The sequence below is a fragment of the Rhodoferax sp. GW822-FHT04A08 genome (genome assembly GCF_058801025.1).
Genome location: NZ_JBXAMW010000003.1, coordinates 166,327 through 190,309, shown reverse-complemented (window position 1 = coordinate 190,309; position 23,983 = coordinate 166,327). Strand labels below are relative to the sequence as shown.

The 23,983-nt window shown below is 61.7% G+C and carries 19 protein-coding genes; 11 read left to right on the top strand and 8 right to left on the bottom strand.

What is annotated here, in order from left to right; all coding sequences use genetic code 11:
• The first annotated feature begins 32 nt into the window (after positions 1–32).
• From folP to AC1RMF_RS08030, 4 genes are all read left to right on the top strand, one after another.
• Positions 33–905 (top strand): dihydropteroate synthase, encoded by an 873-nt coding sequence (gene folP, locus AC1RMF_RS08045; RefSeq protein WP_493141057.1) that lies wholly within the window; start codon positions 33–35, stop codon positions 903–905.
• Positions 906–969: 64 nt separating this feature from the next.
• The gene (glmM, locus tag AC1RMF_RS08040; protein WP_493141056.1) at positions 970–2,301 is read left to right on the top strand and encodes a phosphoglucosamine mutase; all 1,332 of its coding nucleotides are present in this window, start codon (positions 970–972) and stop codon (positions 2,299–2,301) included.
• 2 nt (positions 2,302–2,303) lie between these two features.
• Positions 2,304–2,804: a GNAT family N-acetyltransferase gene (locus AC1RMF_RS08035; protein WP_493141055.1), complete on the top strand. Its 501-nt coding sequence runs from the start codon at positions 2,304–2,306 to the stop codon at positions 2,802–2,804.
• 56 nt (positions 2,805–2,860) lie between these two features.
• Positions 2,861–3,880, top strand: a complete 1,020-nt coding sequence (locus AC1RMF_RS08030) for a transporter (RefSeq protein WP_493141054.1) — start codon at positions 2,861–2,863, stop codon at positions 3,878–3,880.
• A 7-nt stretch (positions 3,881–3,887) separates the two neighbouring features.
• Here AC1RMF_RS08030 and AC1RMF_RS08025 read toward each other — a convergent pair whose 3' ends face one another.
• Positions 3,888–4,574, bottom strand: a complete 687-nt coding sequence (locus AC1RMF_RS08025) for a glutathione S-transferase family protein (RefSeq protein ID WP_493141053.1) — start codon at positions 4,572–4,574, stop codon at positions 3,888–3,890.
• A 105-nt stretch (positions 4,575–4,679) separates the two neighbouring features.
• Here AC1RMF_RS08025 and lplT point away from each other — a divergent pair, with 105 nt between their 5' ends.
• A complete protein-coding gene (gene lplT / locus AC1RMF_RS08020; protein WP_493141052.1) occupies positions 4,680–5,927 on the top strand; it encodes a lysophospholipid transporter LplT in 1,248 nt (415 codons plus the stop codon).
• Between the two features lie 11 nt (positions 5,928–5,938).
• Here the strand turns inward: lplT and AC1RMF_RS08015 are convergent, their stop codons facing one another.
• The 3 genes from AC1RMF_RS08015 to AC1RMF_RS08005 form a co-directional block, all read right to left on the bottom strand.
• The gene (locus AC1RMF_RS08015; protein ID WP_342617070.1) at positions 5,939–6,430 is read right to left on the bottom strand and encodes a hypothetical protein; all 492 of its coding nucleotides are present in this window, start codon (positions 6,428–6,430) and stop codon (positions 5,939–5,941) included.
• A gap of 67 nt (positions 6,431–6,497) precedes the next feature.
• Positions 6,498–8,843 (bottom strand): bifunctional metallophosphatase/5'-nucleotidase, encoded by a 2,346-nt coding sequence (locus AC1RMF_RS08010; protein ID WP_493141051.1) that lies wholly within the window; start codon positions 8,841–8,843, stop codon positions 6,498–6,500.
• A gap of 123 nt (positions 8,844–8,966) precedes the next feature.
• Complete coding sequence (locus AC1RMF_RS08005) at positions 8,967–11,507, bottom strand: cation-translocating P-type ATPase (RefSeq protein WP_493141050.1); 2,541 nt, start codon at positions 11,505–11,507, stop codon at positions 8,967–8,969.
• A gap of 222 nt (positions 11,508–11,729) precedes the next feature.
• Here AC1RMF_RS08005 and AC1RMF_RS08000 point away from each other — a divergent pair, with 222 nt between their 5' ends.
• The gene (locus AC1RMF_RS08000) at positions 11,730–12,956 is read left to right on the top strand and encodes a glycosyltransferase family 4 protein (protein ID WP_493141049.1); all 1,227 of its coding nucleotides are present in this window, start codon (positions 11,730–11,732) and stop codon (positions 12,954–12,956) included.
• Here AC1RMF_RS08000 and asd read toward each other — a convergent pair.
• On the bottom strand, positions 12,900–13,781 hold the full coding sequence (gene asd, locus AC1RMF_RS07995; RefSeq protein ID WP_493141048.1) for an archaetidylserine decarboxylase: 882 nt from the start codon (positions 13,779–13,781) through the stop codon (positions 12,900–12,902). The genes AC1RMF_RS08000 and asd overlap by 57 nt on opposite strands.
• Positions 13,782–13,825: 44 nt before the next feature.
• On the opposite strand from asd, the gene AC1RMF_RS07990 reads away from it, so the two are divergent.
• The gene (locus AC1RMF_RS07990; RefSeq protein ID WP_493141047.1) at positions 13,826–15,493 is read left to right on the top strand and encodes an aminotransferase class III-fold pyridoxal phosphate-dependent enzyme; all 1,668 of its coding nucleotides are present in this window, start codon (positions 13,826–13,828) and stop codon (positions 15,491–15,493) included.
• Between the two features lie 351 nt (positions 15,494–15,844).
• Here the strand turns inward: AC1RMF_RS07990 and AC1RMF_RS07985 are convergent, their stop codons facing one another.
• On the bottom strand, positions 15,845–16,456 hold the full coding sequence (locus AC1RMF_RS07985) for a hypothetical protein (RefSeq protein WP_493141046.1): 612 nt from the start codon (positions 16,454–16,456) through the stop codon (positions 15,845–15,847).
• A 111-nt stretch (positions 16,457–16,567) separates the two neighbouring features.
• Positions 16,568–17,491, bottom strand: coding sequence for a polyphosphate kinase 2 (ppk2, locus tag AC1RMF_RS07980; protein WP_342617077.1), 924 nt, complete (start codon positions 17,489–17,491; stop codon positions 16,568–16,570).
• A gap of 221 nt (positions 17,492–17,712) precedes the next feature.
• Between ppk2 and AC1RMF_RS07975 the strand changes: the two genes are divergently transcribed.
• Together AC1RMF_RS07975 and AC1RMF_RS07970 are read left to right on the top strand one after the other, a co-directional pair.
• Complete coding sequence (locus tag AC1RMF_RS07975) at positions 17,713–18,735, top strand: ABC transporter substrate-binding protein (RefSeq protein ID WP_493141045.1); 1,023 nt, start codon at positions 17,713–17,715, stop codon at positions 18,733–18,735.
• Between the two features lie 19 nt (positions 18,736–18,754).
• Positions 18,755–21,454 carry a putative bifunctional diguanylate cyclase/phosphodiesterase gene (locus AC1RMF_RS07970; protein ID WP_493141044.1) on the top strand — a complete coding sequence of 900 codons (2,700 nt, stop codon included), beginning with the start codon at positions 18,755–18,757 and terminating at the stop codon, positions 21,452–21,454.
• Here the strand turns inward: AC1RMF_RS07970 and AC1RMF_RS07965 are convergent.
• The gene (locus tag AC1RMF_RS07965) at positions 21,434–22,015 is read right to left on the bottom strand and encodes an HD domain-containing protein (protein ID WP_493141043.1); all 582 of its coding nucleotides are present in this window, start codon (positions 22,013–22,015) and stop codon (positions 21,434–21,436) included. The genes AC1RMF_RS07970 and AC1RMF_RS07965 overlap by 21 nt on opposite strands.
• A gap of 128 nt (positions 22,016–22,143) precedes the next feature.
• Between AC1RMF_RS07965 and phnC the strand changes: the two genes are divergently transcribed.
• Both phnC and phnD read left to right on the top strand, forming a co-directional pair.
• A complete protein-coding gene (gene phnC, locus AC1RMF_RS07960) occupies positions 22,144–22,995 on the top strand; it encodes a phosphonate ABC transporter ATP-binding protein (protein ID WP_342617081.1) in 852 nt (283 codons plus the stop codon).
• 32 nt (positions 22,996–23,027) lie between these two features.
• Positions 23,028–23,975, top strand: a complete 948-nt coding sequence (phnD, locus tag AC1RMF_RS07955; protein ID WP_493141042.1) for a phosphonate ABC transporter substrate-binding protein — start codon at positions 23,028–23,030, stop codon at positions 23,973–23,975.
• The last annotated feature ends 8 nt before the right edge of the window (positions 23,976–23,983 follow it).

The following is a 23,983-nucleotide window of genomic DNA, read 5'->3' as shown; positions in this document are numbered from 1 at the left end:
TAGCTCCCAGAGCAGCACACAAGGCCTTCAGCATGTTTTGGCAAACCTCCCGCTTCACCATTGACCTGTCCAAACCCAAGGTCATGGGCATCGTGAATGTCACGCCCGATTCTTTTTCCGACGGCGGGCAGTTTGCATCGCGCGACGCGGCAATTGCCCACTGCGACCAGTTGCTCAAGGACGGCGCGGACATCCTGGATATCGGTGGTGAATCCACGCGGCCCGGGGCACCTGCAGTACCTTTGGATGAAGAGCTGGCGCGCGTGCTGCCAGTGGTGCGCCATGCGGTGACGCTGGGTGTGCCGGTTTCGGTGGATACCTACAAGCCTGCCGTCATGCAGGCCGTGCTGGACCTGGGGGCCGACATCATCAACGACATCTGGGCCTTGCGCTGGCAAGGTGATGCCCACGGCTTGACCGGGCAGCAGGTGGCAAGTGCCCACGCATCGTGCGGCGTGTGCCTCATGCATATGCACCGCGAGCCGCAGACCATGCAGATAGCGCCCATGGAAGGGGACGTGTTGCCGCAGGTCTATTCCTTCTTGCAGCAGGCGGCCTTTCAATTGCAACAGCTGGGGGTGGATGCCAAACGCATCTGCCTGGATCCCGGCATTGGCTTTGGCAAGACCGTGCAGCAGAACTTTGCCTTGCTGGCGCGCCAGGCCGAATTGTTGCCTTTGGGCTACCCGGTGCTTGCCGGTTGGTCGCGCAAGTCTTCGCTGGCCGCTGTAACGCAAACCTCTTTGGGCAGTGTTGCCACCATGGATACGCAGGAGCGCATGGTGCCCAGCGTGGCGGCGGCATTGATCGCTGTGCAAAATGGCGCTACGGTGGTGCGGGTGCACGACGTCAAACAGACCGTCCAATCACTCAAGGTATGGGCAGCATGTCAGGCGGCGCGGTAATTTCGGGGAAGGGCGTTGGCCCGATCAGGTTTTTTATCCAATACAAACAAACACAGGAGTAACCATGGGACGTCAGTATTTTGGAACCGATGGCATTCGCGGTACCGTGGGGCAGTCGCCCATCACGCCGGACTTTGTGCTGCGTCTGGCCCATGCCGTCGGACAGGTGCTCAAGAAGACCGAGGCGCGCCCCACCGTGCTGATCGGCAAGGACACCCGCATTTCCGGCTACATGCTGGAGAGTGCGCTGGAGAGTGGCTTCAATTCGGCGGGCGTGGATGTGGTGCTGCTGGGCCCGCTGCCCACGCCCGGCGTAGCCTATCTGACCCGAGCCCAGCGTGCGTCCCTGGGCGTGGTCATCAGTGCCAGCCACAACCCGTTTGCGGACAACGGCATCAAGTTCTTCAGCGCACAAGGAACCAAGCTGCCCGATGCCTGGGAAGAAGCGGTGGAGGCCGCGCTGCAACAGGCGCCGGTCTGGTCGGAATCCGCCCATCTGGGAAAGTCCCGCCGTCTGGAGGATGCAGCCGGCCGCTACATTGAATTCTGCAAAAGCACTTTCTCCAATGACCTGACTCTGAAGGGTCTGAAGATTGTGGTCGACGCGGCACACGGCGCGGCCTACCACATCGCCCCCAAGGTGTTCCATGAGCTGGGCGCCGAAGTGATTGCCATCGGTTGTTCGCCCGACGGGCTCAACATTAACAAGGACGTGGGTGCCACGCATCCTCAGGCGCTGGTGCAGGCGGTGAAGGAACATCATGCGGACTTCGGCATCGCGCTGGACGGTGACGCGGACCGCCTGCAATTGGTGGACAACACGGGACGCCTGTTCAACGGTGACGAGCTGCTGTATCTGATGGCCGATGACCGGCTGGGCCGCGGTGAGGCCGTTCCGGGCGTGGTCGGAACGCTGATGACCAACATGGCGGTGGAGGTCGCACTCCAGTCGCGTGGCGTGCAGTTCGTGCGTGCCAAGGTGGGTGATCGCTACGTGCTCGAAGAGCTGGAAAAGAAGCACTGGATTCTGGGCGGCGAAGGCTCCGGCCACTTGCTGGCATTGGACAAGCACACTACCGGTGATGGCTTGATTTCATCGCTGCAGATTCTGCAGGCTTGCGTGCGCTCGGGCCGCTCCATGGCGCAATTGCTGCAAGGCGTGGAGTTGTTCCCGCAGACCCTGATCAATGTACGGCTGACCCCGGGCCAGGACTGGAAGGCCAATGCGGCCCTGCACAGTGCCACCCAGGCGGTGGAGGCCGAGCTGGGCAACAGCGGTCGTGTGCTGATACGAGCCAGCGGCACCGAACCCTTGGTGCGCGTCATGGTGGAGGCCCGCGACGCCAAACAGGCGCAGCAGTCTGCCCAGCGCATTGCAGATACCCTGAAAGTCTGAGCATGACCGACACCATCCGTGTCTGCCTGGCCGACTATGCCAATCCATTGCATGGCAAGGCTCTGGTGGAGATGCTGGACGCCTATGCGCGTGATCCCATGGGCGGAGGCGAAGGTCTGAGCGCATTTGCCAAGGCCCACTTGGTGGCGGAGTTGGCGCGTGTGCCTGGCGCCTTCAGCGTGCTGGCATTTGATGGCGAAGCGGACACCATTCCCGTGGGGCTGGTGAACTGCATGCAGGGCTTTTCCACCTTTGCCTGCAAGCCTCTGATCAATGTGCACGATGTGGCAGTCCTTTCCGTCTACAGGGGCCGTGGCATTGCCGAACGCATGTTCGGCTTGGTTGAAGCAGTGGCACGCGAACGCGGTGCCTGCAAACTCACGCTGGAAGTGCTGTCCGGCAACGCCGGTGCCATGCGCCTGTACGCCCGCGTGGGGTTTGCCCGCTATGCATTGGATCCGGCAGCGGGCGAAGCCAGCTTCATGCAGAAGTGGCTGGGCTGAACTGACATATTTCGCGGTTATGCTGCGCACCTTTGCCTGTGCAACGGGATCGCGCAATGAGCACTACCCCAACTACCCCTTACGGCGCCGACCCTTCGGGCCTGATCTGCGGCTTTCAGTTCGGAGCAACGGGGCAGGGCGCTCCGGTTGATGCGCAGCTTGCGCTGCAGTGGCTGAGCCAGACAGGTGCCGACCAGCACTCAGGCTTTGTGTGGCTGCATTTCAACCTGGCGCACAGCGCTGCGGAAAAGTGGATGCGCGAACACCTCACGCTGTCCGACCAGTTCTACGAGTCCTTGCGGGATGGCTCCCGTTCCACCCGCGTTGAGCTGGACGACGACATGTTGGTGGCTGTGGTCAATGACGTGCACTACGACTTTGCCTTTGAACCCTCCGATATATCCACCCTGTGGCTCTCGGTGGGCCCACGTCTGGTGGTCACTGCGCGCCTGCAGCCACTGCGTTCCATAGACCGGTTGCGGGATGCGGTCAAACGGGGGGCGGCCATGGGCTCGTCGGTGGAGCTGCCGGTGCATCTGATGCATGACCAGGGAGATGTATTGGTCAGCATTGTTCGCGGCACCACCCAGCGCGTGGACGAGATCGAGGACAACCTGCTGGCGGGCCGGCTGGAGAAGAAGCGCGCCGATCTGGGGTCGCTGCGCCGGTTGCTGGTACGGCTGCAACGTCTGCTGGCACCGGAGCCCGCCGCACTCTTTCGTCTGTTGACCAAACCACCCCGGTGGATCGTGGAAGACGATTTGCAGGAACTGCGCCAATCCACCGAAGAGTTCAACGTAGCGTTGAGTGACATGGCGGCGCTGCAGGAGCGCATCAAATTGCTGCAGGAAGAGATCGCCGGACGCGTGGCCGAGGCCAGCAACCGCACCCTGTTTGTGTTGACGGTCGTGACGGTGCTGGCGCTGCCCATCAACATCATTGCCGGCTTGCTGGGCATGAACGTGGGCGGCATCCCCTTCAACGAGCACCCCTATGGTTTCTGGATCGTGGTAGCCATCATCGTGACCTTCACTGCCATTGCGGCGTGGCTGGCGTTCCGCAAGCCGCGCGAATAGCGCGGACTCAGACCATCACAACCGGGCCACCCTTGGCGATGGCGCGCTGGTAGGCGGGGCGGGCCACCATGCGATCCCGGTAGGCCTTTATGTTCGGATAGCGGCTCGCGCCTTCGCTGCGCGAGAGAGCGGCCTCGATGGCAAAACTCATCTGGAAATCGGCCACGCTGATCTGGTCTCCCGCAAACCAGCTGTGCTTTCCCAGATGCGCATCGATGAACTCCAGGGCCGTGCGCAGATTGGGGTCGATCAGAATGGCTTGCACTTGGGCGCAGAGTTGTTTGGCAATGGGGCGCACGAAGAAGGGCATGGGTTGCTTCGGGATCGACATGAACACCAGCTTCATCACCAGCCAGTTCATCAGCGAGCCCTCGGCAAAATGCATCCAGAAGCGGCACTGCCGATGCGCCCAGGTACCTGCGGCCGGTTGCAGCCCGGCCAGTTCAGGTGGAGCCCACTCACCAAATTTTTCCACCAGATATTCCAGTATGGCACCCGACTCGGCAACGACCTCGTTCCCGTCGGTGATGACGGGGGACTTGCCCAAGGGGTGAATGGCCCTGAGTTCCGGGGGCGCCAGCCGCGTCCTGGGATCGCGCTGGTAGCGTTTGATGTCGTAGGGGACGCCCAATTCTTCCAGCAGCCACAGTACGCGTTGGGAGCGGGACGTCTCCAGGTGATGTACGGTAATCATGCGGCTGATTATGTGGTGCTGCGCGACTTGCTGCTGTGTCATGGGCCTTTCACACGGCTGCGTCACGATGCTGACTTCATGCATTCACCATTGCGACACACACCCATGCCCCGCGCCTTCTATCTGGTTTTGGGAGTGCAGTTCCTCTCCACACTGGCCGACAACGCCTTTCTGATTGTCGCCATCGCCCGCGTGCTGGAGCTCTCGGGGCCGGGTTGGCTGATACCGCTGCTCAAGATCAGTTTCACTCTGTTCTATGTGGTGCTGGCGCCCTTTGTGGGGCCCTTGGCGGACGCCTTTCCCAAGGGACGTGTGATGTTGCTGGCCAACGCGCTCAAGGTGGTGGCCATGGTGTGGCTGCTGTGCGGCGGCAATCCGGTGCTGGCCATCGGGCTCGCCGGCCTGGGATCGGCTATCTATGCGCCTGCCAAATACGGCCTGATCACCGAGCTGCTGCCCGCGCGCGACCTGGTGCGCGCCAATGGCTTTTTTGAAAGCGTTACCGTCTGCGCGGTGATCTTTGGTACCGTGCTGGGAGGGCTATTGGTCAGTCCGTTGATGCCGCGCCTGGCCATGCCGTTTCCGTCGCTGACCCTACTTGTGCAACCCACGGCGCTGGTGGCCGGTATGCTGGTGCTGCTGGTGATGAATGCGGTGGCCATGTTGCTGAGCGCCGCCGTGGTGGACAGCGGCGCGCGCTACGACCCGCACTCCATCCATCCGGCCCAGCTCATCAAGCGTTTTGTGGCCGAGAACCGTGTGCTGTGGCGCGATGCCTTGGGTGGCTTGTCAATGTCGGTCACCACCTTGCTGTGGGGCGTGGGTGCCACCCTCCAGCTGATGGTGCTGCGCTGGGCGCATGAGGCGTTGGGCCTGCCTCTGGCACAGGCGGCTTACCTGCAGGGCATCACCGCGCTGGGTGTGGTGGCTGGTGCCATATTGGCCAGCCGCTGGGTCGAGCTCACCCAGGCGGAGCGGCTGCTGCCGGTGGGCATTGTCATGGGCATGCTGGTGCCGCTGCTGCTGTGCGTGCACAGCGCCTGGACGGCGGCGTTGCTGCTGGTGCTGGTGGGCGCATTGGCGGGCTTTTTCGTGGTGCCCATGAATGCGCTGTTGCAGCACCGCGGCTGCACGCTGCTCACGGCAGGGCGCAGCATCGCGGTGCAGGGTTTCAACGAGAACGCGGGTATGTTGCTGATGCTGGGCGTCTACGCGGTTGCCATTGCGGTGGAGGTGCCCCTGCATGCGTTGGTATGGGGATTTGCCGTGATGGTGACCGGCGGAATGGTGCTGATCTGGTGGGGTCGGAGCAGGTCACTGCACCGGTTGCCCTCTCGGCCCATGACGCGTTAGTTTTCAGTCACCTATTCCGCGGGTACCAGATTGCAGATTTTCCCCACGCACTGCACCCGCATGCCGGTGGCCTTGGGCGGTGCGGCCTCCATCTCCCGGGTTTGCGCGATACGCACGGTGCAGTCGCCCGGTATCGTGCTGCACAGGGCTTTGTCGCCAACGCCAAGCTGCTTCTGGGTCTGGCGGAAATCCTGCAGAAATTCAGCCGCAATCTGCCTCGCATGCAGATGACCCACGCGCGCATAGCTCAGTGCGCCCACAAACCCAAAATATTCCACACCGAGTTTCTTAGGCGTCGATAGCTTGGGGTCGTTGCGCATATCACGTATGCATTGCGAGTAGGCATTGGTGTCGCGGTACATGTGCGGGTAGCACTGTGCCTGCGCCAGGGCGGCCGCTTCGGCGATGGCTTGTTGGCGTGCATCGGATGCGGCCCATGCTGCCTGTGTGGCCCACGCCAGCAGAACCGGCACGGCTATCCACTTCAATCGGTTGAACGTCATGCGGGATTTACCGTTCCCAATGGAAAAAGCCCTCCCGCGAGCGGGAGGGCTGTAGTGCAGCTTGCCATCAGTTTAGACGGGTCACACGCGGTGCGGGCGGGCTCACGGGAGAGTTCGCATTGAAGTAGGCAATCAGCGCGGTCAGATCCAGCATCTTGGTGTCGGTGATGTTGGAGCCAGTTGCCATCACGGTGAAGTTGTCTCCGCCGCTGGCCAGGAAGCTGTTGGTCACGATCTTGTAGCTCTTGGCTGGGTCAATGGCCACGCCTTTGAGCTTCAGGCTTCCCGGCACGATGCGGTTACCCTGTCCAACAGGGCGCCCTGCAGGCTGGTTGTTGTCATAGGTGTAGGTCAGGCCAGAAGACGGTTGCAGCAGACGTCCTACTGCGCCGGTTGCAGCATTGGTCTTCGCGGTGTTGTTGGGGGCCTCCCATTGCTGTTCCAGCAGCCGCAGCAACTGTGCGCCGGTCAGGTTCAAGGTGGACAGCGTGTTTCCGAATGGCTCCACCGTATTGAGTGCCGCATAGGTCACATTGCCCGGCGCCGCATAGCTCAGGTCCGCACGCACGCCGCCCGGATTGGTAAATGCAATGTCAGCACCGCCAGGAACACCCAGCAGATAGGAGTCGGCAATCACGTCACCCATGGCACCTTCGGCAGTTTCATCCCGCCCGGTCACACCGGCTACCGTCATGAGTGCCCGGTTGATGCTGGAGGTGATGGTTCCCACACTTTGCGCGGCAAGCGTGCTGGAGAGGCTCTTGTACTTGGTCACCAAGCCGTCAATGGTTGCGTCCTTGGCCACGGAGGTGAAGCCAGAAGGCAGAGTCGCATTGCCGGCCACATCTGCTCGGATTACCGGCACCGTATTGGCGCTAGCCGAAACCATACCCTTGTTGGGCTGCAGCACCATGTCCACTGCGGTGACTGCGCCACCGTAATAGCCGGTGGAGGTCAGCAGCATGTTTTTCTTGGCTGCCTTGGCAGGATAGTTGCAGACATATTCCTGGTGGGTATGGCCGCTCACCACCATGTCCACGTCCGCAGACAGCTTGTCCACGATGGTGGTGATGTCACCAGCAAAGCCGGGGCAGGTCTTGTCGTTGATGGTGGTGGCCGTGGTCTGGCCACCCTGGTGAATCAGGACGACCACGGCGTTGACACCGTTGGCCTTGAGTTTGGCCGCGTACTGGTTGATGACTGCAGACTCTTCCTTGAATTCCAATCCTGCGATACCGCTGGCGGCCACGGCGGTGGGAGTTCCCTGGAAGGTCAGGCCGATGAAGCCCACGCTTACCGTTCCGAAGCGCTTGATGTAGGTGGCAGGCAGCAGCGTCTTTCCGGTTGCTGTGACGTTGACATTGGCCGCCAAATACTTGAACTTGGCACCCGGGTAGATGCCATTGACCAGACAGGTGTCCGCACCGACAACACCCTGTGTGCCTGATGCCGGATAGCAGCCACCATTCTGAATGCGCAGCAATTCCGCACTGCCGCGGTCAAATTCGTGGTTGCCTACCGATGTGACTTCCAGGCCGATGTTGTTGAGGATGTCCACCGTGGCCTCGTCGTGGGTGATCATGGACTCGAACGGCGAAGCGCTGATGGAGTCGCCCGCGCCCACTACGATGCTGTTAGTGTTTTGGGCCTTGAGGTTCTTCACCAGCGTGGCGAGGTAAGCCGCTCCGCCCACGGTCACGCTTTGACCGGCACCGCCGTTGGGGAGCACCATGGTCCCGCCGTTGCTGGCGGAAGGGGGAGCGAAGTTGCCGTGAAAGTCGTTCATGGCAATCAGTCGTACGTTGACGGGTTTAGCAGCAACAGCATCCAGCAATGCGTCATAGCCGTTGCCGGATTGGCTGCCCGTCTTCGCTACCAGCTTGTCCGTGATGAGGTCTTTGAGACTGTCAACGTTGAAACCTTTGGCCTTCAGATCATTGAGCACCAGGGTCTGCGCAGCGGCCAGCTTGGTCGGGTCCAGCAAGGCTGCCATGCTCGCGTCAAATGCACTGAAGAAAGCCGCTGTATCCACGGTGTCCGATGACAGGGACGCAACCAATTGTTCGGTAAGCGGCGTGACGTTAGCAGTGCCCGAGTTGCCAGTACCGTAGGCTACGGAATGCAGTTTGCGTGAGCCATCATCTGCTTCGATCAGGCAAGGAAGCTTGCCTATGGCGGTGGCAGCGTAGCTTCCATCCGCAGCAGACTTGGTGCTGGCAACGGAGCCTCCCGCGCAAATTACCGAAATGGATGCCCCACTCATGGCTGCGCCGGTAGCTGCCACGCCAGTCACACTGACGGAGGGTTGTCCTTCACTGCCACCGCAGCCCAACAAGACGATACCCGCAGCGGACGCAATGCACAGTGACAGCACCAACCCCTTGCGTTGCGTAACGGAGTCAATAGTTTTCATTATGAAATCCCAGGTTGAACAATAACGGCGCCATGCTATGTGTCTAGCATGTAAAGCTGATGACAAAGGCTGTGCCGGCCTATGTTGCAGACGCAGAGGCGCGGCTTGCACCGCAGCGGTTGTTCAAATTCCAGAGAGGGGATGGGTCCTGCGGCGCAGGGCCTCCAGCCAGACTACGCACGCGAGCAGCATGGGCAGCAGCATCCACCAGCTTTGCCACGGCGGCATGGACAAGCCCATGAGGTTGCGCAACCAGGGGACGGCCAATACCAGGGTCAGCATGGCTCCTACGGCGGCACCCATACGTGACAACCAGGGGTTGCCGCCGCGGAAGTTTTTCCAGACTGGCAGCGTCTGGTTGCGGTTGGCGGCAATCAGCAACAGTACGCCCACCAGCAAGGCGCAGAAGACCAGCGTGCGTGCCTGGTCGCTGCTGCTCAGCGTGGCAGTCAGCCATGCCTGCCCGAGCAGCAGCACCGCTGCCAGGCCCGTGCCCTGCATGGTGGCGTGCAGCAGATAGGTCGCAGCAAAAGGCGAGTCGCCCACAGCGCGCGGTGGCCGCGTCATCACGTCTTCGCTTTCAGGTTCGGCCTCAAACACGATGGAGCAGGCCGGGTCTATCAACAGCTCCAGCAAAACGATATGCACCGGCAATAGCAGAATGGGCCAGTTCAGCAGGGACGGCACCAGCGCCAGCGCAATGATGGGGATATGCACCGCGAACACAAAACGGGTGGCCTTGCGGATGTTGTCATCGATGCGCCGCCCCTGGCGTATGGCGGCCACGATGCGCGCAAAGCTGTCGTCCAGCAATACCAGGGCTGCGGACTCGCGCGCCACATCGGTGCCGCGCTGGCCCATGGCAATGCCCACGTCGGCGGCCTTGAGGGCGGGGGCATCATTCACACCGTCGCCGGTCATGGCAACCACCGCCGCACCCTGGCGCAGCAAGCTGACCAAGCGCAACTTATGGTGGGGTGCCAAGCGCGCGCAGATGTCCACCTGCTGCAGGCGCGCTTTCAGGGCCTCGTCTTGCAGGCTCTCGATCTCTGTGCCGGTGATGACTTCCGGACGTTGCGACAGCCCGACCAATTTGGCTATGGCCAGTGCCGTGGCAGGATGGTCTCCGGTCATCATGATGACGCGGATGCCGGCTTGCCTGCACTCGCCCAACGCGGCAGCGACTTCGGGCCGAGGTGGATCGGCTAGGCCAATGAGGCCCAGAAACTCGAAGTCGAAATCATGCTGGCTGGTCGGGTGCACATGCTCCGGTGTGGCACTGTCCCAGCGACCGCAGGCCACGCCCAGCACCCGCAGTCCGCGCTGGGCCATGGCCTCTACCTGCAGGCGAATTGCATCGCGCCGCGCCGGCTCCAGATGGCACAAATCGGCCACAGCCTCGGGCGCGCCTTTGGTGGCCAGCAGATGCTGTTGCGGGTCTGCGTTGGTGAACACCCGCGTCATGGCCAGGATGTCCTGGGACAGGGGGTATTCCACTTCCGGCACATGGCCATCATGCACGTGCTCGGTGCCTTCCAGCCACTGGTGGCCGAACTGCTGGATGGCCTTTTCCATGGGGTCAAACGGGTCGCCCGGCGTGGCCAGCATGGCGAATTCAGTCAGCCGGTGAAACAGTTCGGGCATTTCCTGGGCGCCCTCGGGCGTGAAGTGCTGATCCTCCAGGGTCAGTTCGGCAACGGCCATACGGTTCTGGGTGAGCGTGCCCGTCTTGTCCACGGCCAGTACGGTGATGGCGCCCAGTGCCTCCACTGCACTGACACGGCGCGTCAGCACTTTCTGCTGTGCGATGCGCCAGGCACCCAGGGCGAGAAAGACGGTGAGGATGACCGGTATTTCTTCCGGCACGATGGCCATGGCCAGCGCAATGCCCGTGAGCAGACTCTCCAGCAGGGTGTGGCCGTCCCACAACCAGTTCAGGCCGATCTGCGTCGCGGCAAGACCGAATGCGCCCCAGCCCAGCCGGGTTACCAATGTGCGCGAACTTTGCTGCAAAGCCGAGACCGGTTCCACCGTGGCTGCCAGGTCGGCACCGATGCGCCCCACCGATGTCTGCTGCGCGATGGCAGTGACTTCGGCCCAGGCCATGCCGCGTGTGACCACGGTGCTGGCAAACAGGTTGGTGCTGCCATCCGGCAGTTTGGCAATGGGCACGGACTCGCCGGTCAGCAGCGATTCATCGACTTCCACCGAGCCCCTCAATAACTTGGCGTCCGCCGCAACGCGATCGCCCTCGAGCAGTACCAGCAGATCACCGCACACCACATCGCGCCCGGCAATGCGTTGTTCCTGTCCACTGCGGATGACCAGGGCACGCGGTGCCGACAGCTCGCGCAGGGACTCCAGCGCCCGTTGGGTCTTGCGTTCCTGCGCCAGGGTGATGCCAATCACCACCAGCACAAAACTCAGCAGGAAGATGGCTTCGGCCTTGTCACCCAGCGCCAGATAGATGGCGCCGCCTGCGAGCAACATCAGGAACATGGGTTCGGTCACCACGTCACGCACAATCGCCCAGGTCGACTTGGGCAGATTGCCCGGCAGCAGGTTGGGGCCGTCAGCCTCCAGGCGGCGACGCGCTTCCTCCGGACTGAGTCCGTCCAGGCGGGGTGCGTCCGTCATTGGGTCTGACTGCGGTTGTTGTTGCATATTCCTGCTCCTGCGGACCATCATAGGCAGACGGTTGGGCTCCATGTCCTGTTTCGGTCGACCTTCATTGACTTTAGGCAATTCAATGGTCGTTGTGTGGCCGCCAAAGACTTCAAACTGTCAAAAAAGCATCACCAAATTGCAGTGATTGATCTTTAGTCTAGCGGTGTGAAAACCACAGACGACCTCCTCATTGAGTCCTTCGCGGCGCGGCAGTCGAGTATGCGTATTGCCGTCGTGACGGAAACCTTTCCACCAGAAGTCAACGGCGTCGCCATGACGCTGGGGCGCATTGTGGAGGGACTGCTGAACCGTGGCCATGCCATTCAGGTTGTGCGGCCGCGCCAGGCACGCGAAGCCAACGATATGCGCGAAGGCCTGGACCAGGTGCTCTCCAAAGGCATACCGCTGCCCACCTATGGCGAGTTGCGCTTTGGTCTGCCCTCCAAGAGCCGTCTGGCCAAGCTGTGGGGCGAGCGCAGGCCGGACATCGTGCATGTGGTGACCGAGGGCCCGCTGGGCTGGTCCGCCGTGGCCGCAGCACGCAAGCTGCACCTGCCGCTGACCAGCTCGTTTCATACCAATTTCCATAGCTACTCGCAGCACTACGGCATGGGCATATTGAAGTCGCCCATCGAGAGCTATTTGCGCAAGCTGCATAACCGCACACAAGCCACCATGGTGCCCACGCGTGCCATGCTGCAGGAGCTCAAGGGCCGTGGCTACGACAACGTCACGCTGGTGTCGCGCGGCGTGGCCATTGAACTCTTCAAGCCCAGCCGCCGCTCTGAAGCCCTGCGTGCAAGCTGGGGCGTGCAGCCGGACGACCCGGTGGTGATTCTGGTGGGTCGCCTCGCCAAGGAAAAGAATGTGGGTCTGGTGGTTTCGGCCTTCCGTGCCATCCAGGCCAAGCAGCCGCGTGCCAAGCTGGTGTTTGTGGGCGATGGCCCCTTGCGCAAGACGCTGGAAGAGATGTGCCCGGACGCACACTTTGCCGGCATCCGCAAGGGCGAGGAGCTGGCGGCGCACTACGCATCGGGTGATCTGTTCCTGTTCCCCAGCCTCACCGAGACGTTTGGCAACGTGGTGCCCGAGGCGCTGGCCAGTGGTTTGGCCGTGGTGTCGTATGCCAATGCCGCCGCGCAGGAACTCATCATCCAGAACCACAACGGCATCCTGGTGCCCAATGGCGATGAGCTGGCCTTCGTGAACGCATCGGTGGAGTTGGCCATGGACCGAGCCCGGCAGCAGCAGATGCGTGAGGTCAGCCCGCGCAGCGTGGCCTATCTGGCCTGGGGCGCGGTGTGCGAGAGTTTTGAGGAAGTGCTGCGCGATGTGCTCGCACGGCATGAGCAGCAATTTGGCATGGTGGATGGCATCCACCTGCCCGGATCAATGGCTCCAGCGAAGGAGCGCCTGACCCATCCGCACGTGAGTCCCTTGCTCTAGTCCTTCGCACAGGGCAAACCCGGCGGGTGCCAGAACGATCACCGTAGACCCATGCTGGAACCAACCCATCTCTTGACCCTTGCCGAAGCTGGCGTTGCAGGCCATCGTCTTGGCGCCCTTGTATCCCATGTGCAGCAGCACTTCCAGAAAGTGCAACCGGATGCTGGCCACCAGAATGGCCGCCACTGGCACCAGCGCAACGCGCTGCCCGTTGATGGAACCGGTGCCGTTCAGGCGCGTGCTGATGAAGGCGCGCTCGTTTTTGCAGAACAGCTTTTCCACGCGCTTGAGTGCGATGGGGTTGACGTTCCAGGTGTCGCCGGAAAAGTAGCGCACCTTGTCCACCGTGCAGTTGTAGGGTGCGTGGAAGCGGTGGTACATGCTGCTGGTCAGGCGCAAGGTAACAAAGGTGCCGTTGCGCCAGGCGCTCAGGTCTTCTTCGGTGCCCAGCAAGTCTTCCAGCGTGTAGGGGAAGCCCTTGGCCTGGAACACTTGCGTGCCGGCTATGGGGCCGCAGGCGCCGATGATGCCGTCCACCGGGCTGCTCATCACGTTGGCATCGGTGTCGATCGTGCGTGCGCCGTCCTTGAGCTCGCGGGTAAAGCAGTCGTGCATGCTTTTGAAGTGCTGCTTCTTCGCCTCGCTCAGGTCCAGGTCGCTGAAGAACTTCCAGATGCCGATGGAAGCACTGCGCACCAGCGGGTTCTCGATCTTGCTGAAGCGCCCCATGAACTGGGTCAGCCAACGCCGCGGCAAGCGGTTGGTCAGCAGGAAGTTCAGGTCTTCGTTGGCCAGCAGGTTGTGTATCTGTTTTCTCAAAGTCATGTTGATAGTTCTCTGTAATCGTTTTGCTAGGAAGGCAATAACCCGTGAATGAATCGTTTGGTATGAATACCCTGGCCCTTTACACCGTAGGCAGTGCAGCGCTGGTGTTGGCTCTGACCAAGGCCAAGACGCGCCTGGAGTTGTCGATGGCCAAGCACCGCTCGTTGGCCGGTCACCCGCGCACCGCACGCCGCGTGGCGGCCTTGCTGCCCAGCTACCGCTACAGCGAAGACCAGGCCTTTGCCGTGGACGGCGCGCCGCCCAACGTGGTGGCCCAACGCAAGGCGGCGTTTGCGGCACTCGTTGCGCGCTGCCAGGGGCGATACCCCAAAAGCCTTGCGGCAAGCGCCGAGGCAGCACAAAGCCTGTCGGACCTGCAGTTCATCAGCGCCTACCGCGTGCCCTTCCAGTTCCGCGATCTGGCGGCCCAGGGCCTCAAGGTGGGCTCCTTTGTGCAGAGCACCGCAGGCGTGACCGTGACCGACCTGGACGGCAACACCTTCTACGACTTGACCGGCTCCTATGGCGTCAACCTGTTCGGCAACGACTTCTACAAGCAGTGCATGGACGACGGCATTGCCCTGGTGCGTGAGCTGGGCCCGGTGCTGGGCGCCTACCACCCGGTGATGCTGGACAACGTCAAGCGCATCAAGCAGATCAGCGGCATGGACGAGGTGAGCTTTCATATGTCCGGCACCGAGGCGGTGATGCAGGCTGTGCGCCTGGCGCGCTACCACACGGGGCGCAGCAAGCTGGTGCGCTTCTGCGGCTCGTACCATGGCTGGTGGGGCGATGTGCAACCCGGCATCGGCAACCCGGTGCCCGCGCGCGATACCTTCACCTTGACCGAAATGGGCGAGGGCACCTTGCGCGTGCTGCGTAGCCGCAAGGACATCGCCTGCATCCTGATCAACCCGCTGCAGGCCCTGCATCCCAACGTGGCCGCACCCAGTGATGGCGCGCTGCTCGACAGCTCGCGCAAGGCCCATTTCGACAAGGCCGCCTACACTGCCTGGCTGCAGGAGCTGCGCCGCATCTGCGACGACCGTGGCATCGCGCTGATCTTTGACGAGGTGTTCATGGGTTTCCGTCTGGCCAAGGGTGGCGCGCAGGAATACTTCGGCGTGCGTGCCGATCTGGTGACCTACGGCAAGACCCTGGGCGGCGGCTTGCCCATTGGCGTGGTGTGCGGCAAACGCGAATGGATGCGGCGCTTCCGTGACGACTCTCCCGCCGACATCTGCTTTGCCCGCGGCACCTTCAACTCCCACCCGTATGTGATGGGCGCCATGAACGTGTTCCTGCGCCGTCTGGACGATGCCAGTATCAGCGCCCTGTACCAGGGCTTGGAAGAAACCTGGAACCACCGCGCAGCGTTGCTCAACAAGCGTCTGCACGATGCCGGCGTGCCGGTCCGCGTGGAGGGCATGTCCACGGTATGGACCGTGCTGTACACGCAGCCCGCAAGCTATAACTGGTTGTTCCAACACTATTTGCGCCTGGAGGGAATAGCCCTGAGCTGGGTCGGTACGGGGCGCATCATCTGGAGTCTGAATTTCACGGATGCCGATTTCGAAGAGGTGGTGCAACGGTTTGTCCAAGCGGGTCTGGCGATGAAGGCGGATGGCTGGTGGTGGACGGACGGGGTGACTACCAACAAGACCATCAAGCGTCGGTTGTTGCGGGAGATGTTGGCTACCAAGTTTGGTTGATTGCCTAAAGCAGGGTGACTGGTTGTTGCCCTGTTTTTGGTTGGAATGCACGTTAGGGGCTGCTTGTGGCGGCCGATGCCACTGGGGTAGATGGTTCCGTTCGTGTCCCCCGGCCTTCGGCCTCCTCCTTTACCTCACTGCACCATCTACCCCAGCGTCATCGGCAACCAGCAGTGTTGGCACGCAACGACTGAAAACCCTTCGCGTGCCAACAGCGTTGGTTGACTCAGGGCGGCGTGGCATTCTGCGCCGGTAGGTAAAGGAGGAGGCCGAAGGCCGGGGGACACGGACGGCGCAGAGTGCCACGCCGCACTGAGTCCCACGAGGTGCCTTGAACGCAAAGGCAAGGTATCAGGCCACAGGCCCCAGGTGCCCACGTTCCTCAATCAACTCACCACGCATCAGCGCCAACGGAGCCTTGTGGTAGAGGTAGATGTCGTGGAAGGGATCGGTCAGGATCTTGGTCATCCATACCAGACCATCGAGCACGCCCTTGATGAAAAACAGGTGCACCGTGCGGAACAGCAGGCCGCCCACACCGATGAACAGCCACAGCATGCCGGTATTGCGTGCAAAGCCTTGCCACGAGGCGGCAGGCTCCAGCAGGCCCATGAAGCCGGGATCAATCCACAGCGCGATGGGAGCACCGGCCCAGATGGCCAGCAGCACCATCTTGCGGCGCAGGTTGTAGCCCACCTTGATCTCTTCCTTGTGTTCTTGCGTGGCCTGGTTGACTTCGTCGTAGCCCAGCGGCTCGAAGAAGAAGTGGCCGGATTGGCGCGTAGTCATGGATACCAGCCAGGCCACCAGGGCCGCAACGGCCGGGTCGGTGAACAGCAGCGCATAGGCCACCAGGAAGCTGATGGCGCTGATCAGATGCAGTGTCTGGTTGATGCGGCTGTGGTGGTAATAGCGATGGTCGTCCCAACGCTGAATCTTGAGTTGCCTGAAAAATTCGTTCATCCGATAAACCTCCAGTTGAGATGGAGCAATCGTAGGGAGGGAAGATTGCAGGCGCGTGACAGCTTGTGTGACGGTTTGGTTAATTGCAACCGGGCCGCCACCTCACGGTTATCAGTAGCGCTCGGGTACGTACATCTCGGGTGGCACCGGGTGGCGGATGTAGTCGTCGTTGCGCACGCGTGCTGGCAGCACCACGGTGTCGTGCTCAATCTCGGTATAGGGGATCAGGCTCAGCAGATGGTCTATGCAGTTCAGGCGTGCCTTCTTCTTGTCCACGGCCTGCACGATCCACCAGGGTGCCTCGGGGATGTGGGTGCGCTCCAGCATGGTTTCCTTGGCCTTGGTGTATTCCTCCCAGCGCACGCGCGACTCCAGGTCCATGGGGCTGAGCTTCCATTGCTTGAGTGGGTCGTGGATACGACCCAGAAAGCGCGAGTGCTGCTCGTCGTCGGTGATGGAGAACCAGTACTTGATGAGCTGGATGCCGCTGCGCGCCAGCATCTTCTCGAACTCAGGCACGGTGCGGAAGAACTCTTCGTATTCGTCATCGGTGCAAAAGCCCATGACGCGCTCCACACCGGCGCGGTTGTACCAGCTGCGGTCGAACAGCACCATCTCACCGGCAGCCGGCAGGTGCGACACATAGCGCTGGAAATACCACTGCGTGCGTTCGCGGTCATTGGGTGCGGGCAAGGCAGCCACACGTGCCACGCGCGGGTTCAGGCGCTGGGTGATGCGCTTGATCACGCCACCCTTGCCGGCAGCGTCACGGCCTTCAAACAGGATCACCACTTTGTGGCGGCTGGCCACCACCCAGTCCTGCAATTTCACCAACTCACCCTGCAGGCGAAAGAGCTCCTGGAAGTAGGTGCGGCGTGCCACCTTTTCGTCGGCGGAGCGCGGTTGGCCGTAGGCCTGCAGCTCTTCCATGTTGCGCTCTTCGAGCTCCATCTCGAGCTCTTCGTCGTAGCTGTCGAGCAGATCTTCGCGCAGGCGGCGCATCATCTCTTCTTGTGCAGTGCTGTCAAGGCTCATGGATTCACCGTTCGGATATGTGGAGGAAAAAGGCACACAGCATGTAACAAATTCATTTCATTCGTATGACAGGTCCGTAGTACGCCGTAAACTCGAATCGGCAACAAGCTGTTACAGGTCTATGATGCTCACTGCTAGTTTGGCACACAACAGGGCGCAGACCCTGCAGTGCGGAACACGCTGGATGCCACCATCCAGAAGAATAGTTAGGGGGACAGCAAATGCAACGAAGACAACTACTCAGGTACCTGGGCGCTCCCACAGCGGCTGCGGGCGTTGCACCATGGGTCTTGGCGGCTGGTCTGCAGAGAGTTGCCATCGCCGTCCCCGGTCCCGGCAATTTGCATTTTCTGCCTCTGGCGCTGGCGCTCAGGACGGGGGCCGATGTGGCCCAGGGTATTCAGCTGGATATCCGCTATGTGGGCGGCGGCCCGCAGGCTTTCCAGCAAATGCTGGACCGCAATACCGACTTCTCGGTCGGAGGCCTGCCCGCTCTGGGGCTGCAGAAGGCCAGCGGCAACCCGGTGGTCTGCGTGGCACCCATTACCCGCGTGCCAGCCTATACGCTGCTGGTGCGCAAGCAGTTTGAACGCTCCATCAAAAATATCCGGGATCTGAGCGGTCAGGTACTGGGAGTCAAGGGCCATGTGCCGGGTGGGCGCTCGACGACCCAGCTGATCACCGAATTCGTGTTGCGCCAGGCTGGGGTGGCGCCTGACAAGGTCAACTTTGTGGCGGTGGGGCAGTCCTTCGACAGCCAGCACGCGGCGTTGGCCAGTGGCACGGTCGACGCCATCATGGGGGATGAACCCTTTGCGACCCGGCTCATCAAGGAAAAAGTGGCTTTTGCCCTGGCGGATTTCCATGACTTGGGTCAAACCCGCAAGCTCATGGGCGGGCTTTTCCTGAACGGGCATCTCGCCACGCGCGATGATTTCATTGCCAGCAAGCCCGATCTGGTCGGCAAAGTGGTGCGCACGGTCACGCGCACGCTGGTGTGGATTCACGCCCATTCGGCCCAGGACATCGTCGGCGCCCTGGCGCTGGAGGATGGACCGGAGCGCAGGGCCTGGCTGGATGTGCTTGCCGATCACAAGAACATCTACTCACCCGACGGCAAGTTCGTGCCGGATGAGATCAACACCACCAACCGCTTTCTGCATGCCGTGGAAACCAGCGACGCGGTTGCTGCCCTGGATTTGAGCAGCATCGTCAACAGCCGATGGGCGGGGCAGGGCGCCTGATGCAAATGCGATACGGCCTATGAAGCGCAACACCGGTGGCAGCCTGCGGCATCAGGTGTATTGGCGGCTTTTTTCCGCCTTCGTGTTGGTGGCATTGTTTGGCGGCGTTGCGTTGTTGCTGGCTTACCAGATGCTGCTGCAGCGCACGGCCCAGGCGGCGGTGGAAGAGTCCGTGCAATATGTGAAGCACAGCATCACGCAGCTCAAGGGCAACTGGCAGAAGAACGCACTGGAGGTGAAGTCGCAGATCGATTTCATGCGGATATTCGGCAAGAGCAACGAAGGCAGCTGGCTCAAGCTGCAGGCGTACTTTAGCCGGCTGGAGGGGCAAGTGGGGCGCTTCCCTTCGGGCGTGGTGACCAGTTCGCAAGGCAAGGTCCTGTTTGCGTTTGGTCCAGACGGTGAGGACTTTGGCAAACAGATCGATGGCAACTCCCACATCCCGGTCTGGTACTACAGCGCACAGCGGCGCACCGCCTTTGCCCTGATCCAGGCGCCGCTGTGGCTGGGCGATCTGGGCAACGGGCAGATCGTCTTCCTGCAGGCGCTGGACAGCAGCGTGCTGGCAACGCTGGCACCGCAGGATGTGCGTCTGCTGCTGGTGCTCAATAACCGCACCATCGGCAGTTCGCGCGGTTCGGTGGACGACGATGTGGCAGTCAACATGGGCTTCAGCGGCACCGTCAGCTATGACGCCATGGACGCCGAGCAACGTCCCTTGCAGTGGTTCGACAACGATCTCGCGGCACCTCAACTGCTGGTGCAGTATGCGGTGCGCGAGCCACTTTCCCGGCAGCTCATCTTCTGCTCGGCTCTGGCACTGCTGGCACTGTTCACCGTGGTGTTGTGGGTGGCGATAGGCCGCTGGTCCACGCGGGTGACCCGGCGGATCGAATACCTCAGCCAGGCCACCGCTCAGTTTGCGGGTTCGCGCCACATGAGCGAGCCGCTGAAACGCCTGCTGCACCAGGCCGGATCACGCCCGGACGAGATTGCCAGGGTGGCGCAGTCCGCACACGATCTGATGCAGAGCATAGAGACCTTTGACCACGAACAGTTTGCCTATCTTCAGACGCTGGAAATCCTGGAGGAGGGTGTGGTCGAGCTGGACAACCAGGGCGTGTACCTGCGGGCGAGTCCCGGCTGGTCGCGCCTGATAGGGCGCGAGGTGGTGACCCGCAGCGACACGATCTTTGACGCGCTGCATCCCGAAGAAGCACCGGACTTTCACAAGCAGCTGGACCAGCTTTTCACCGGTGAGAAAAGCAGTCTGGTGGGCCGTATCCGTCTGCATCAGGGGGACAAAAAGGAGTTGTGGGTGGAGTACCGCTTCATCACCGGTGATGAGAAAGGCAAGCTCCCGACCAGTGTGCGCGGTGTGTTGCGTGACATTACGCAGAGCTACCTGCTGGAAAAGCACATCTCCCACATGGCTCTGCACGACGCACTCACCGAGTTGCCCAACCGCATCCTGTTTGAGGACCGCGCCGCCGTGGCCCTGCGCACCGCGCAACGCAAAGGCACCAAAGTGGCCGTTGGCTTTGTGGATCTGGACCACTTCAAGAATGTGAACGACCAGCACGGTCACAAGGTCGGCGACCAGATGCTGGTGGCCCTGGCGCAGACGCTCAGGGCCTCTCTGCGCGCGGGCGACACGCTGGCCCGCTGGGGCGGTGACGAGTTCGTCGTGTTGCTGACCGATTTGTCGAGCGCACAGGACGGCCGCGAGGTCATGGCCAAGTTCGCTGCCAGTTGCGAGCGGCCCATACAGATCGACGGCAACCAGTTCAACGTCACCTGCAGTATGGGTGTGGCGATATTCCCGGACGATGCCGAAACAACGGAGGCCATGCTGTCGCAGGCCGACCGCGCCATGTTCTTTGCCAAGGAGCAGGGTCGCAACACCATCCGCTTTGTGTCCGATATCGCCGACCGCGACCAGGAGCGCCGCTCGCTTTATATCCAGAACATGCTGGCCAAGGCTATCAAGCAACACAAGCTGCAGGTGTGGTTCCAGCCGATTGTGGACGCCGCCACCCGCCGCACCATTGGTTGCGAAGCGCTGGCACGCTGGCATGACGAGACCTACGGCTGGGTATCGCCCGCCACCTTCATTCCCATGGCCGAGAACCTTGGGCTGATACGCGAGGTGGGGCAGCAGGTGTGGGCCAAAACCGTGGAGAACATGAGCCGCTGGAAGCGCCTGGGCATGGAGCTGCGCATGGCGGTGAACGTGTCGCGCCGTCAGCTCTTCATCCCCAGCTTCACCACCGATCTGCTGGATGATCTGACACGGCTGGATCTGTCTCCGAGTGTGATCGACCTGGAGATCACCGAGAGCGTGGCCATGGAGGACGCGGAACACACCACCAAGCGGTTGGCCGAACTCACGGCCTGCGGCTTTGGCATTGCCATCGACGATTTTGGGACCGGCTATTCGTCCTTATCGCAGCTGCACGACATGCCGGCAACCAAGGTCAAGATCGATATTTCCTTTGTCCGGCGCGTGCATATTCCCCAGGGCGCCCAACTGATCCAGGCCATTGTCAAGATCGCGTCGGCCTTCAACCTGCAGACTGTCGCCGAGGGCGTGGAGGATGAGCGCACGGCGGCGGCCTTGCATGCGCTGGGTGTCAACGCACTGCAGGGTTATCACTTTGCCCGGCCCATGGCGCCTGAGCACTTCGAGGAATTCCTGCTACAGCAGCGCCAGGCCTGAACCAAGCCGGGCGGAAACGCGCTGCATCAGCGCCTGCAGCTCGGAGTGGGCTTGCTGCACGTCGGGCGCAAACCAGCCAACGTGCTTGCCGTTATCGTCCCAGCTGCGCAGCTGCTGGGCAGCCAGGGCAAAGGCGTTGGCCCGGAACTCCGCGCATTCCTGCTCACCCATGGGGCCGCCCTGCAATGCCAGGCTGCGCACGGAATCCGGTGACAGGGTCTGCACGTAGCCCGGGTGTGTGGTCACCAGATAGCGCTTGGCATGCACGTGCAGCCGCACCGGCTCTGCCACCGCGGGGCCCCAGAGCGCCAGCAATGTCTGGGCGCCAACGTTCTCATGCTGGTCGTCAATGCCGCGCAGCGTGGGGGTGCCATGCAGATCGGTCATCAGGTGCCCGACGTCGTGCAGCCAACTGGCCAGCTGCAATTCCGGCGTGGCACCCGCCTGTAATGCCAGCTGACCGCATTGCCAGGCATGTTCGATTTGGCTGATGCCCTCGCCGTCATAGGCCAGGTTGCCTTTGAATACGTAGAGTTCCAACAGGTCCAGTGGTGAATGCATGGCCGGATGATCGGTTGCCTGCATGAAGATGTGATGACACCCGCAAGGTGCCGCACTACGCGTGCCATGCACGGAACCTTCATCACGTTGTCATCACTCTTTCATGCCGCATCGTGAAGATTGCGCGCATGAGTTCGCCCATCGTTTCCGCTATCCGCATCGCCCATGCCAGCAAGTCGTTCAATCGCCGCGCCAAAGCCCTGGATGATGTGAACGCCACCATTCAGCAAGGGGAGTGTGTCGGGTTGCTGGGTGCATCGGGTTCGGGCAAGTCCACCTTGCTGCGCAGCATCTGCGGCCTGGAGCGGCTGGATGGTAAGGATAGTCTGGTGGAGCTGTTCGGGCGGCCCCTGCAATCGGCGGGTGCCCTGAGCAGCGACATTCGTGACCTGCGCCGCCAGACCGGCATCATCTTCCAGCAGTTCAATTTGGTGGGGCGCATGGACGTGCTCTCCAATGTGCTGACCGGCCTGCTGCCGCGCATGCCCCTGTGGCGCAGCCTGACTGCGCGCTTCTCCCGCGACGAGCAATTGCAGGCCTTGCAGGCGCTGGAGTCTGTGGGCCTGGCGGACTATGCATTCCAACGTGCATCGACCTTGTCGGGCGGCCAGCAGCAGCGCGCCGCCGTGGCGCGGGCCTTGTTGCAAGGCGCACGCATTCTGCTGGCCGATGAACCGGTGTCGGCACTTGACCCGGAGTCCGCGCGCCGCGTGATGGACCTGCTGCACCACCTCAACCGCAGCCAGGGCATGACGCTGGTGGTGAGCCTGCACAACGTGGCCATGGCGCGGCGCTACTGCGACCGCATCATCGCGCTGCGGGCAGGTGAGCTGGTGTTCGATGGTTCGCCCATGGAGCTGGACGACATCCGCTTGCGCCATCTGTATGGCGCAAGCACCGAAGAGCTGCTGATGGAGCACGACCCGCTCGACTCCCCGCCATTGCCCCTTAGGCAAGTACCTGTAGCGCTTGCGGCCTGAATTTCCTTTTTTTGTTCATCCGGAGAAACTCTATGAAGTCTGTACGTCTTTTGTCCGTCTCGTTGCTGGCGCTGGCCAGCGTGGCTGCCACCGCGCAGGAAATCAACTTCGGCATCATCGCCACTGACGCTGCCAGCGTGGAGCGTGAGCGCTGGGAACCGCTGTTCCGCGACATGGAAAAGAAGACTGGTCTGACCGTCAAGGCCTTCTACGCACCCGACTACGCCGGCGTGGTGGAAGCCATGCGCTTCAACAAGGTGCAGATCGCCTGGTACGGCAACAAGGCCGCCATTGACGCGGTGGACCGCTCCAGCGGCGAGGTGTTTGCGCAAGTGCTCAAGGCAGACGGCTCACTGGGCTATTCATCCCTGCTGATCACGCAAAAGGACAGCCCCTACAACAGCCTGAGCGACGTGCTGAAGAACAGCAAGTCCATCAACTTCGGCATTGGCGACCCCGGTTCCACCTCCGGCTTCCTGGTGCCCAGCTGCTACGTGTTTGCACAGAACAAGGTAGATCCGCGCACCGCCTTCAAGACCATCCGCAACGCCAGCCACGGCGCCAACATCCAGGCCGTGTTGGCCAAGCAGCTGGACGTGGCTACCAACAACACCGAAGAAATTGAAAAGCTCGAAGCCACCAAGCCCGAGCTGGCCAAGGAACTCAAGATCATCTGGAAGAGCCCGCTGATCCCCAATGACCCGCTGGTATGGCGCAAGGACCTGGACGCAGGCGTCAAGGCCAAGGTCAAGGGCTTTCTGCTGAGCTACTGCAAGACCGATGCCGACAAGGCCGTGCTGAAGAACATCTACAACTACAGCGGCTTCAAGGAATCCACCAACGAGCAACTGGTTCCCATCCGCCAGCTGGAGCTGTTCAAGGACCGCACCAAGGTGGAGAACGACGCCCAGTACAGCGCCGAAGAAAAGACCAAGATGCTGGCCGAAATCGACAAGAAGCTTGCCGCGCTCGGCAAGTAATTGACTTG